Origin of the sequence: Sphingobacterium sp. WOUb80 (genome assembly GCF_050058145.1) — a bacterium.
GTDB lineage: Bacteria > Bacteroidota > Bacteroidia > Sphingobacteriales > Sphingobacteriaceae > Sphingobacterium.
This window is the reverse complement of record NZ_CP165617.1, coordinates 3,186,132-3,198,742: the sequence shown is the minus strand read 5'-3', so window position 1 is coordinate 3,198,742 and position 12,611 is coordinate 3,186,132. Positions and strand designations below refer to the sequence as shown.

At 39.6% G+C, this 12,611-nt stretch carries 11 protein-coding genes; 6 read left to right on the top strand and 5 right to left on the bottom strand.

Annotated features, from left to right (window positions below):
* Positions 1–51: 51 nt before the first annotated feature.
* From AB1Z56_RS13455 to AB1Z56_RS13445, 3 genes are all read left to right on the top strand, one after another.
* Positions 52–1,284: a DUF4374 domain-containing protein gene (locus AB1Z56_RS13455; RefSeq protein WP_309362759.1), complete on the top strand. Its 1,233-nt coding sequence runs from the start codon at positions 52–54 to the stop codon at positions 1,282–1,284.
* Between the two features lie 292 nt (positions 1,285–1,576).
* On the top strand, positions 1,577–1,933 hold the full coding sequence (locus AB1Z56_RS13450) for a DUF7674 family protein (protein WP_426792327.1): 357 nt from the start codon (positions 1,577–1,579) through the stop codon (positions 1,931–1,933).
* 20 nt (positions 1,934–1,953) lie between these two features.
* On the top strand, positions 1,954–2,112 hold the full coding sequence (locus AB1Z56_RS13445) for a hypothetical protein (RefSeq protein WP_426792326.1): 159 nt from the start codon (positions 1,954–1,956) through the stop codon (positions 2,110–2,112).
* Between the two features lie 7 nt (positions 2,113–2,119).
* Here AB1Z56_RS13445 and AB1Z56_RS13440 read toward each other — a convergent pair whose 3' ends face one another.
* The 3 genes from AB1Z56_RS13440 to AB1Z56_RS13430 all read right to left on the bottom strand — a co-directional run bounded on the left by AB1Z56_RS13440 (position 2,120) and on the right by AB1Z56_RS13430 (position 4,697).
* Positions 2,120–2,506: a hypothetical protein gene (locus tag AB1Z56_RS13440; protein ID WP_426792325.1), complete on the bottom strand. Its 387-nt coding sequence runs from the start codon at positions 2,504–2,506 to the stop codon at positions 2,120–2,122.
* Positions 2,507–2,932: 426 nt separating this feature from the next.
* A complete protein-coding gene (locus tag AB1Z56_RS13435; protein ID WP_426792324.1) occupies positions 2,933–4,177 on the bottom strand; it encodes a hypothetical protein in 1,245 nt (414 codons plus the stop codon).
* Positions 4,178–4,220: 43 nt separating this feature from the next.
* On the bottom strand, positions 4,221–4,697 hold the full coding sequence (locus AB1Z56_RS13430) for a hypothetical protein (RefSeq protein ID WP_426792323.1): 477 nt from the start codon (positions 4,695–4,697) through the stop codon (positions 4,221–4,223).
* Between the two features lie 607 nt (positions 4,698–5,304).
* Between AB1Z56_RS13430 and AB1Z56_RS13425 the strand changes: the two genes are divergently transcribed.
* From AB1Z56_RS13425 to AB1Z56_RS13415, 3 genes are read left to right on the top strand one after another with little or no spacing between them, the layout of a single operon-like run.
* The gene (locus AB1Z56_RS13425) at positions 5,305–6,786 is read left to right on the top strand and encodes a thioredoxin domain-containing protein (protein WP_426792322.1); all 1,482 of its coding nucleotides are present in this window, start codon (positions 5,305–5,307) and stop codon (positions 6,784–6,786) included.
* The gene (locus AB1Z56_RS13420) at positions 6,779–10,000 is read left to right on the top strand and encodes a SusC/RagA family TonB-linked outer membrane protein (protein WP_426792321.1); all 3,222 of its coding nucleotides are present in this window, start codon (positions 6,779–6,781) and stop codon (positions 9,998–10,000) included. Before AB1Z56_RS13425 ends, AB1Z56_RS13420 begins: the two co-directional genes overlap by 8 nt.
* Positions 10,001–10,016: 16 nt before the next feature.
* Positions 10,017–11,351 (top strand): RagB/SusD family nutrient uptake outer membrane protein, encoded by a 1,335-nt coding sequence (locus AB1Z56_RS13415; RefSeq protein ID WP_426792320.1) that lies wholly within the window; start codon positions 10,017–10,019, stop codon positions 11,349–11,351.
* 60 nt (positions 11,352–11,411) lie between these two features.
* Here the strand turns inward: AB1Z56_RS13415 and AB1Z56_RS13410 are convergent, their stop codons facing one another.
* Positions 11,412–11,738: a hypothetical protein gene (locus AB1Z56_RS13410; RefSeq protein ID WP_426792319.1), complete on the bottom strand. Its 327-nt coding sequence runs from the start codon at positions 11,736–11,738 to the stop codon at positions 11,412–11,414.
* Between the two features lie 167 nt (positions 11,739–11,905).
* Positions 11,906–12,577 (bottom strand): DoxX family protein, encoded by a 672-nt coding sequence (locus AB1Z56_RS13405; protein ID WP_426792318.1) that lies wholly within the window; start codon positions 12,575–12,577, stop codon positions 11,906–11,908.
* Positions 12,578–12,611 lie beyond the last annotated feature (34 nt).

Genomic DNA, 12,611 nt, shown 5'->3' with positions numbered 1-12,611 from the left:
ACGGTCAAAATTATAAAATGAAATATTAATGTTTAATCAAAATAGTGTTTTATGAGAATCAATAGATTATTAATTCAGTTAGCTACCTTTTCATTATTGGGCTTAGGAGCCTGTAGTAAGGACAATGTTAATGGCGGAGGAACTCCTCCAGATGATAGTAGCTCAAAAAAATATGTCATTGCGGGTATGTCCGCAACTGCGGAAGAATCCAAACAATATCTTTTCCTGGCTGACCGTCTCGATGAGGGAGAAATCACAGTAAAAGGAAATGGGTATGAGACAGCAGGCGGTACAATGTACGCATTGAACAATAAGGCCGTAACATTTAAATATAATCGGGGTGATCCTGGTAATGCCGAGGTCTTTCAGTTGGGTACTGACAATTTATTGAAAAAGACCGGTGCATTTAATATCAAATCAGTCAATGTCTTTTTACCTTTCAAAGCTCAGGATCACCTTATCGCCTACAATATCGGGCGTTCGCTGACCACACCAGGTACAGCGTATTGGGTAAATATTGCCGATAACCGTGTAGACAGGACCTTGGAAGTCGATCAAAAACTGATTTACGTAGACGGTAAGCATATCGAAAATTACTTTGGATGGCCCTATGCGATGTTTGAATTTGGTGATAAGATCTATGCACCTCTCTCTCCAGCATATGGCGGAACCGGTACTCAGGACAAAGCTGACTATAAGGACCATGCTTTCGTGGCAATTTTTGATAAGAACTTAAAATTTGAGAAAACAATCGAAGACAAACGCATGCCTTTTATTGGACAATATTATAATACCATTGGATTGGGACAGGTATCTACTGGCGATATTTATGCTTTTTCCAATGGTGATGTGGAGTCTAGTAATAACCACTCTGCATTTCTGAAAATTAAAAATGATGCTTTTGATAAGGATTATTATTGGGATGTTGAAGCGGTCGCGAACATGCGAATTCGTGCAGGTTTCTTTATTAAAGACAATAAGTTTGTGTTGGTTATGGTACCACGGGATACGAAACAGGCTGAAGCAAGCGGAGTAAAACTGGCCATTGCAGATGTTGTTAAAAAGGAATTCAAATGGATTTCGGGGGTAGACACTAAAATCACCGATCCAGGCTATGGATTCCCGCTCTTTACAACAGACGGTAAATCTTACTTGCCTATGCAGGAAGGACAGTCATCAATATCCTACTTATACGTGATCGATGCGGATAATTATACGGCTAAACGTGGACTTAAACTTACCGGTATTAAAGATATCACAGGTGTAGGTATGCTAAAAAAATAAGATTAATGTTGATTGATGAAGGAGCTCGGGTTAGTACTGAGCTCCTTTTGTTCAGATGAAATCAGAGGCGGGACAATTATGATCCATATCAAGCTATATTGGTATTCCAGCGGCTCTAATAGCTGTAAGTTTAAGTAAATCAAATTTGTGATTTCACTTTCTTTTGAAGTTCTCGAAACCTAAAATAGATACACTGATATTAAGATTGAAATAGTTATATTATAATACATGCCCAAACCGATGAAAGATTCAAAAGAGAATTATTGGACAATAGTACTGCCGGCGAGGACTGATGAAAGACCAAGATTTGTTTATTAAAGAGTTGATTCAATTGTTTCCGAGTTTGGAAGAGGAGCTTTTAGATGAAGATTACAGGGCGTCTATTACCTTTCAAATGGGCAGTTTCAAGCGATTTATGCAGGAAGCGATAGCTAAAAATGACGGGGATAAGTTTGATGCTATGGTAAATTTTATAACTAAGAATTTGCCTTTAGTTGATAAGCGGGTTCAAAATGCCATTTATCTAAGTTTTTTGGGTAAATTGGATTTTTCCGAAAACCCCCATTTAAAAAACCGGACCGGACATATACCAGGTCAGAAATTCTTGCGTATTTGGAGTACTGCAGACAAAAAGCTAGAACGCATATAGAAAAACTCACTCCTAGCAGAATGAATGCACGTTGGATCAACGAATCTAAAAACTTTTCTTGCCTTGAGATTCTATTGTATAATATGCGGCATATTCAGCATCACGTTGCGCAATTGAATTTATACCTTAGACAGACTATTGATCGTGCTCCGAAATGGGTATCTCAGGTAAAAGAATAAACCAGTGCTAAGGCCGGGGCTCAATCCATTGAGGTATACCGATAAACATATCATTGATGAATTTCTCTGTATACGATTGCATTCCAGTTTCCTCCTTATCAAAGTAGGCCTTTATTTTTGAGCATACTTTAGGGGTGTAGCATAACATGACACGGAGGCTTTCGATCCATTCGGCCCGTATCACAATGGTAATTAATTTTTTCGTATCTCTGGACAAGCCGATTACGGTAATATCTTGGCACATCCCAGCATACCAATCGATAATATACACTTTGGTACCCGGGCTAAACTGTTTCGTGCCATAGCGAGTTTGCAGTTTCCCTTGACCATAGCTAATTTCCTGTTTGATGTTAGCTACTAATGTCCATAATGGTATCAATTCTAAATGATCCATATCGATTCAATTCTATTTAATCAGATAAGACTGCCCTTTTCTTCAAAAATCTAAAAATGATCGGCGAACAGGCTTAGATATTTATGCTCTTGAATTTATCCAGGGGCTAAAAAATAATAAAGCGCCCCAATTAAATTAGGACGCTTGGCTAAATGCTATTTATTTAACCGGCTATACTAATATAGCTGTAATAGTTCATCATACCAAATCATTTTGGGCAGATCTTATTTGGAGTATTCACTTAGTTTTATGGTTTTCTTTATAAGGGTGACAACAGAGAAACCCGGACTTTTTGGTATCTCCTAAATACCGCTAACATACCTCTTCTTTTCCTCAGATAGCGGCTTCGCCCCACTTACTTTTGCTAGACTTAAGATATCTTTATATCCATATATTCCTTTAAATCTCTCTTACTTACTCCTAATTTTAATCAAAAGATAAAGATTCATCAAACCTCCCCACCAACTCCCTAAAATCAACAATAAACTTCGACTTATCAAACGACAGTTCTTTATGTTTCTTGGCTTTGAAAAGATGATTGTTACAAAAATAATCCCAGACTTTCGTTAGTTCTCCAACCTCCCGAAATTCAAGAAGAGACTCAAACCTTTCATTTTGGCAACCCAGATCGCCGATCAGGTTGTAAAAGTTTACAAAATCAGCGAGAGTGTCTACGGAAACTGAATCTACTTCGAAACCATCAATAATTTCCTTGGGAGAATAAGTAACCGATATGGTTGGAGGTAAGGCTTCCATGCCCGATAGCCATGCTTCTAAATTAACAGGTGCTTTAAAGATATCGTTATTACTCTTCAATAAAGTGAGCAACTCTTCTATGGAAGAGGATAGAAGAACATTACCGTCAATAGAAGTGAGCAGCTTATCGTTTTCATCAGTATCTTCATACCAGATGAAATACTTGCTGGAGGGAAAATCTAATGGCACATAGCTCGAAATCCAGATCTTATGGTCTTGACAATGTTCCAGAAACTTTTCGGTTTCGTTCAAAATCTTACTATATGTAATCCTCATATTGTCTACCCCTTCTTGCAATGCAAATTCTGGATCGACGCTTTTATTTGTCAATTTCGAGAGAGCAATTTGTAATTCCAAAGGGCTGAAAGCGTTTTTAAATCTCGATTTGAGAATAATATAGATATTGAGCGCAAATTTTGGCTTGTGAAAGTAATGGCGTGAGATTAATTTTTTCAAGATATCAAGCAGCTCTGGGTTGACTTTAGATCTTGATCCTTTAGTAACCTCTATTTTCCAACGATAGTTTCTGGTTGTGCCATCTTTATAAGTGACAGTAAATTTATAATAGTCTACTTCCGAATATTTGTCTGTTTCTCGTGTATGAGTGCCACGGATATCAATAGTTTCTTTTGGAGAAATATCGTTCGGTATAATTTTTCGGATACCGGTTGACGCAATTGCGGGTAAAATATCCAAGTATTCGGTCTTAATGTGTTCTTTGAAAAAAGGATTGAGAATTTCGGAGAAATACTTATTCACCTTTCCCATTAAAAACGAAACTTCTCGCTCAGATATCTTTTTCTTTTTGCAGATTTCATAAAAATTAACTAGAATTTCGAAATCAATTCTTGAGACTTTTTGCCTGCTAAGGTGTTCTGTAATTGATATAATTTGGTTATCTTCTTTCTCTTCCATTGGTGTGGCCAATTTACTCGACCCAAAAGTAAGAAAATTTTGATTAAGCTAAATATTTTCCATTGTTTAGCTTCAATATATTGTTGGAAACCAACTTTTCCAGAAGATCATTAATTACCTTTCGTTTTTCTGACATGTTTTCTGTCAAATATAGGTGTTCAAAAATGTCATTTAATGACTTTTCCTGTTTGAAATAGCCAATTTCTTTCATTCCCACAATTACTTCTTCCGCATTTAACGGATTATTCAAACTAAAAACCACTTTGTCAACCAATGTGCCATCGCTATAGGGAGAATTATCTGGAGGAAGGAGGTCATGTATTTCCCAGTCAAGAGCATTGGCGATTGACGGGAAGTCAATGTGTAAATAATGTCCTCTCCGGACGCTTTCAATATTCTGTACAAATTCCTCGCTTTTACCTATTATCCTTCCAAAAGCTTTAGCTGATATCCCTAAAATAAGCCTACGTTTTTTGCTATTGTTAATTACATATAATGCAAGGCGAGTGATTTTTTCCATATTGCTATTTACAGCAATTGTTATTCTTTTTGAATTTTAATTGGGTTTGTAAAATTTGTATTTTTGTTAGTAAATTTTTATATTTGTCTTATGGATTGCAGGTGTAACTACTTGTTATTCTATATTTAAATAGGCTTGTATGCTGAATCATGTCTTAGAAAACCTAGGAAATTTTCAATTGGCGCAGATTCAGGAGATCAAGGCCTTATCTCTATCTTTGTTTTCAGCAAAGGAGAGATGGGCTTCTCTTGTTTTCGTCAATAGGCTTCCTAGGGCCTTCTAAGGAGAATAAGAAGGTCCATCTCTTTTTTATAGATATCCTTCCTTTATATCAGATTCATAATTCAAGCTTTTTTATAAATTTAAAAAAGAGAGTTATGAACATCAATGAACACCAAGTTTTTTTAGGCATTCCCCCTTAGCTTATGTGTAGAAACAGATCTTTGTGATCATATCCGAAAACAGTGTCAGTGTATCCATATCAACTGCTGTGTTAACCAATTTTTAGACGACTATATCGGAAAAATTTTACGAGTTATTTAACTATCTAATCTTAGGCATTTGCTTAGGAAAGGGATAAATTATGACCATTTTTAGAACCTTAAAAATGAACAATTTTTATAAGGCTGGGAGAGAATTGACTATAGTGAAAGAGCATCCCAGCTCAAAACAAACTACATCAAAAAGCTTGATAACCTTATTTGATAAGGTAATCAATATTCCAGTTCTACAGATTGCACTACTTGTAATCTTGTTTGTATTAGTTTCTATGTTTAGTTTATTGGCTCAGACGCCTCGCAAGGATAGCGGGGCTGATGTGCTTCAAATGATTAAACCACTTAAAGTAGGGGATAGCATACCCCAATGGCTATGGAATCTGCCTGTGGAGGTAGTCAATCATGCTACTGGAAAGACCAAAATATCGCTTCAAGAATACAGAAACAAAAAACTGATCATTCTTGACTTTTGGGCAACATGGTGTGCGCCATGTATTGCCATGCTGGATAAAACCGAACCACTGCAAAAGGCAAATATGGAGAATATTCAGATTATTCCTATTACTTATGAGCCTTTGTCAAGGGTAAGCCAGTTTGTTGATAGACGTATCCAAAATAATAAGAGTAAAAGCAAACTATTTACAGGCTACAACGAAACAAAACTGCAAAAATCATTTCCCCATAAATTGTTACCGCATTATGTGTGGATCAGTACCTCAGGCATATTTCTGGGGGCTTCAAATGGTGATCAGCTTATTCAGACAAATATTGACAATGCGGTAAATGGCGTTGTCTCCTTTAACCAGAAAAAGGATTTCAGAATTCCTTACCACCATAAAAGAAGCATGCTGCAGGCAAACAATGGCTTAGAAGACAATGACCTGATAAGTTATAGCTTATTGGGGACATATAAAGCTGGGATGCCGGCAGGAAGAGAGGCTGGGCAGCTGGAGGATGGCAGAAGTAGGCTCACCTACATTAACGGTACGCTGTCTTCTCTGTTGGGGACGGCCTATTCACGCCCCGATCGCTACTTTGGCCGAAATAGGATCAAATTGATAACGACGGACACCTCACTTTACGCTATTCCAACAAATGAAGACACCTTAAAGCAGTGGCGCAAAGATCATCTTTTCTGTTATGAAACTGTAGGCAGAGGCTCTGTCAATGATCTACGAAAAATAATGCAGCAGGATCTAAAACGGCATTTTCCTTATTTGCGTATCGATACGCAATCCGTCGATCACCTGTGCTGGGTGATGAAAGGTAATTCTACCAACCCTAAGTTGCGCTCAAAAGGTGGCAAGCGTCAGAATATCGTGGATCGTGATGGATGCTCATTAAGAAATGCATCACTGTTCGACCTGTTTTTTACAATGAATTTCTACCTGCATCAAAACTCTAAGATCCCCTTTGAATATGAGATAGAAGGTGATGCGCCTGTAGATCTTGAGTTTTTTACGGATATGAGGGATATGGATGCGGTTAACAAAAAACTAAAGCCCTATGGGATAAGCTTTGTATTGGAACGACGCCCTGTGGAAATGGTTGTAGTGACTGACCAGAGAGAGAAAGGAGCAAATCATGAATAATGTCTGCAAAGTAATTTATCTTCTCCTGCTGAATGTGTATGCGATCTCTGGGGTATTCGCACAAGAGGGAAATCCGTTTAAGCTAATCGTCAGAGATAAGGAAAGTGGAAATCCTTTACAGGGTGCGACGGTAAGGTCGTCCTCAGGCTGGCAGGTAAGTTCTCACAGCAATGGTGAAGCAACTATAATATTGAGGCCGCAGGATAAGTTTATCAATGTGCGCTTATTGGGATACGAACCAGATACCATTTTATTGCCTGTCGAGAGGAATAATTATACGATCATGCTAGTATCCAAAGTAAATGCGATAGCGGAGGTACAGATCAATACGGGCTATCAGAAACTTTCAAAAGAAAGATTGACCGGAGCAGTTAGTAAGGTAGATGAAGGTATTTTGAAAACTATCGTTTCCACATCCATCATAGACCGCCTAGCCAATAACGTCCCTGGGCTGGTATTTAATAAAACAGGCGGTAACCCATCCAATCAAACGCAGATAAGTATCCGTGGGCAGAGTACTTTGTTTTCGCGACCTGATCCGTTGATCGTGCTGGATAATTTTCCTTATGATGGTGACCTGTCGAGCATCAATCCCGATGATATCGAATCCATCAGCATCTTGAAGGATGCTGGAGCTGCATCTGTCTGGGGTGCCCGCGCTGCAAATGGCGTGATTGTGCTTACCTCCAAAAAAGCTAGTACCTCGTCTGATCTGAAAATAGACTGGACAGCACAGGCAACAGTTGGTGACAGACCGAACCTAAAATATGAGCCACGCATTTCATCTGCTGATTACATTCAGATCGAACGGGAGCTCTTTGATAAGGGATTGTATAAAACGCAGGAGACGAGCGCCAATAAAACGGTATTGACGCCTGTGGTAGAATTACTGATTGCCAATAGGGATGGCTTGCTCGCTAAGGAAGATCTTGAGTCGCAGCTGCAAAGTCTTGGTCAGATTGATCTCGATAGCGAAATAAACAAATATTTTCAGCAGCAGTCGCTCAATCAACATTATGCGTTGAGTATACAGAAGGCAACCGCAGGGAGAAATTGGTTATTATCGATGGGAGTGGACAAGAATAGGAACAACTTGGTCAAAAATGGCTTTGAAAGATTAAATGGGCGCTTGTTTATGGAACAAAAATTTTGGAAAGACAGATTGACTTTTTCTGCCAATATCGCGCGGAATAATACAAATCTTTTTACGCCTAATCCTGGAACGCTCTATACGACAAATCTAAAGCAGTTATACCCCTATGCGAGTTTAAGAGATGCTCATGGCCAAAATGCTGTAGTAAACAAGGATTACAGAGCCACTTATTTAAATAAGGTCATGGGACAAAATATAGGTCTGTTGGATTGGTATTACCGACCACTGGATGAGATAGATCTTTGGGACAAAAAGCGTCAGGATAGGGAGTACCGGATAGACTTTAATCTTGGCGTTACGCTGATCGATGGCGTGGCACTCAATACTTCTTATCAGTACGTAGACAGAAACTTCGAAGACCGGGATAATCAAAGCGTGAAATCTTATGGCGTCAGAAACCTGATCAACCAGTTTACTACCGTATTGGATGACGGGAAAATCCTCCGAAATATTCCATTGGGTAATATATTGGATGTAGAGCGTCAGACCATGGCCACGCATCGCATTAGGATGCAGGCGACTATAGAAAAAACGATCGCAAAGGTGTTTAATATCCAATCAGTGGTCGGAGCCGAGGTGAACAGGACAGCCACGGCTGGCCTGCAAAATAGGTTCTATGGCTATAATGTAGATAGAGCAGGGATCAGCAGTGTAGACTATCTTACTCTTTTCCCAAGCTTTGTGAACCCCGCGGGTACCAATCAGATTCCATTCAAAGATGATGTGTCGAAGTTAACAGACCGCTTTGTTTCTTATTATCAAAATTCAAGCATATCCATGGCATCAAAATATGTGCTCACTACAAGCACCCGGTTTGATCAGAGTAATATTTTTGGAGTGCGTACCAATCAAAAGGGCGTGCCGCTATGGTCTGTCGGTCTGGCCTGGTCAATTAACAAAGAAAGCTTTTTCAAGCTTGACTTATTCTCACAACTGAAGCTTAGAACGACGTATGGACTCAGCGGTAATGTAAATAGGAACTTGAGTGCTTTCACAACAGCATCCTATATGGGCTTGGCAGCTTTTTCAAGATTGCCTTACGCCACGATCCAAAACCCGCCGAATGCTGAACTCCGATGGGAGAGGACGAAGGTGTTTAATGCGGGGGTAGATTTTGGTTTCCTCAATAACAGGATCAATGGTTCATTCGATTATTTTCAGAAACGGGGTGTTGACCTGATCGGAGATGCACCTTACCCCGCATCAAGCGGTGTAGCCAGATATCGCGGCAATGTAGCGGCATCAAAAGGTCATGGTTATGAACTCTTGCTTAATGGACTTATCGTGGATCAAGCTTTTCGATGGAACAGCACTTTGATGTTGAGCCAGGCTAAAGATATCGTCAGCGATTACATGGAATTGACCATATCTGGTTTGAATATGATCCAAGGTACCAGCATAAATCCCCGTATAGGAAAACCGCTGTATAGTATGTACAGTTTTGATACAGATGGGTTGGATCCGATGACAGGAGATCCTATCGGGATATTAAATGGCGAACAGAGTAAAGATTGGAATGCGGTCATATCGAAAACTAAAATTGAAGATCTGCTCTATTATGGATCGTCAAGGCCAACGACTAATGCTTCTTTCCGAAATACCTTTAACTGGCGGAATTGGAACCTGACGACCAACATCAGCTACCGGGGGAACTATTTCTATCGCTTAAACTCAATTCGGTACACCTATAATAATGTATTGGATAACGGTCTTGAATCCAGGCATGCTGATTATTTAAATCGTTGGATGAAACCAGGGGACGAACAGCATACCACTGTCCCAAGTGTCCCTGCTGCAGCAAACGCGAATCGCGATAACCTGTATCTCTATGGTGAATCTCTGATCCGGCGTGCAGATCATATCCGTTGGGAAGATTTGGCAATATCGTATCGTATGGCTGTCGCTAAGGATTGGTTAAAGTCAGTTGAATTCTCATTTTATGTCAATAATCTCGGGCTGATCTGGCGGAAGTCAAAGGAAAAGATTGATCCTGATTTTGCTGGTATTGGACAGCGCCCCTTGCCGCGGACATATTCTTTTGGCGTTCGGTTAGGTTTTTAAAATAGAAATATACACAATGAAAAAGATAACATTCTTAATGCTTTCCTTATTTATCTTTTGCGCTTGTTCGAAGGATTTTTTGGAAGAAAAGAGTAATCAAAAACTGCTGGTGCCTAATACGCTGGAAGATTTTCAGCTGCTCTTGGATAATAATGGGATCATGAATAGGACTCCAGGATTGGGACAGATCGCGAGTGATGATTTTTATATTACAGCAGCTGGTTTTACAGCCTTGGACGAATTGAATAAATTAGCCTGCACCTGGCAATTACATAACACCAATGCGCTGGTCAGTTCGGATTGGAAAACACCCTATGAGCAAATTTTTTACAGCAATATTGTTCTTGATGGTTTGACAACATTGGGGGATAACTCGGATACTGCATCAGAGATCAGAGGGCAGGCTTTGTTTTTTAGGGCATATGCGCTATTTGGCTTATTGCAGGAATTTGCACCGGTTTATACGGAGGGAAATAGGACTAAGGATGCGATCCCCGTACCGCTTAAAAGTGATATAAGCGCCAATAGGCCGATTTTTAAATTGGAGGAAGTGTATGGTCAAGTTATAACAGATCTGTTGGAGGCCGAATCAAAGCTGCCACGGATGCAGACGATTAAAACAAGACCTTCGGCCCTAGCAGCATTATCTTTGTTGGGACGAGTTTATTTAGTGATGGGAAACTATCGTGAGTCCGAAGTATATTTGGAAAAAGCAGTTAGGGAATATAGCAAACTGATTGACTATAATTCGCTTTCAGCTACTTCTAAAAGACCGTTTCCAACAGATTTTCCGTCGGGTACGGGCAATGAAGAATGGATTTTCTATAGCCCATTTATCAATTATTTATTTCTATCCTATAGTAATACTGAAATAAGGGTGAACAGTGAATTTGTTGATTTATATATTCCAAATGATTTACGTAAACTGCTATATTTTCAGGATAATGAAAATAATGGATATGGCTTTAAAGGGTCCTACAGTGGTTCTAAATTAACAACGATGTTTGCCGGACTATCTACGGATGAAAACTATTTGAATTATGCGGAGGTACTATTGCGAAATGGAAAAAGGGAAGAAGCGGTCGCTATTATGAACAGGCTTTTAAAAACGAGGTTTAAAACAGGTACCTACGTCGATATAAAAGTGGGTGATCCACCATTTACATTGGACTATATACTTTCGGAGCGACGCAAAAGTTTGATCGGTAAGGGATTGCGTTGGATGGATATGCGACGTCTGAATAACGATAATCAATATTTTATTAAGGCTAAGAAGGAGATAAATGGCGAAATCTATGAGTTGAAAATGAATGATGAGCGGCTGCAGTTTCAAGTTCCTTATAATGAGTAGAGCATACGATCTGGTATGGGTAATTAGAGAGGGGCTGTCCATTTGGACTGCCACTTTCCATTAATTTGATGAATGATCGACATACTGTCCCTCGCGAGTACCACCATCCGGATTTTGATTGGATGGTGATGGAGGTGTACTGAATTGACCCGAACAGATTTGTTCTTCTTGTTCGATACAATCCCATCCATCTTCCAGATCCCCTTCTTTTAAGGGATCCAAAGGTGTTGATTGATACACCCCACCAACCATGGGATAGTAGGGATCAGTTTGTTTTTCTGATTTGTCTATACCTGCCGATGTTAATGTTGACACGGTTAGACCTGCTGCAATGGCTACTCCTAGAATAGGCATTACATTTGTTTTGATAATTTTAATTAGGTTCATGACCATAATTTTTAAAATGTTGTTAATTGATTTGTACGCTAGCCTGCTTTTTGCTGATTTTTCTGTTCGTAGCTCTCAGCAGGGAAAGCAGGGTAATCCATATCTTTTGGCAGACGCGCCCTTCACTTCAATAGCCTTGCATCAGAGATCCGCTGTTGCTTTTGGTGCTATTCTTTTCTATGCGTATGGCTGCATTTCAGCTTATGCAGGGTTTCCCTTTTTTGATTTCTCACTATTGGGATCGACCGCGTGATTTTATAGCGATCTTTATTATTTCCGTTGTCAATATGAAGTTTAGATTTTGATATCCACCATTGAAGTAGAAAGGCCCAGCTGCTGATCAGTAAAAGGAAGACGTTGAATACAAAATGTTTTATCCAGCCGATCTGAATGATAAGACCGCAATTGCAAGGTAGCTTATCACTCCAAACATGTAATATCGCTAGCCCTACATATGCTGTAAAAGCGGTCATTAATAGTGCTGAAAATCCTAATCCAATAAGTCGGGTACGGCTGTAGCCGATCAATAATGCGGCAGTAAGTTCGCTGGCAGGAACAGCATATGCCAAGAACACGGCAAAAGGTCTAGGAAATGGTTGACGAAGCATCCCTTCCATATTTTGTTCAAATCCTACAATCTTGTTGTAGGCGACAAAGAGCCAGAGTCCCATCATCAGTGAGCCATAGAAAGTCACTGCGATTTCTTTCCAATGAACCAGACAAAAGCGACCAAGCGATCCGGGCAATCGGGACAATTGTCCAATTGCCTGTCTCGATGGCGAGGGGATCTTCTCAATTGGAAGATCTTGTTGGCTGATGGGGCTGTTTGTGCTTTTCATTTTGCTTACCAAATTTTATAAGGCTAAGTTACGG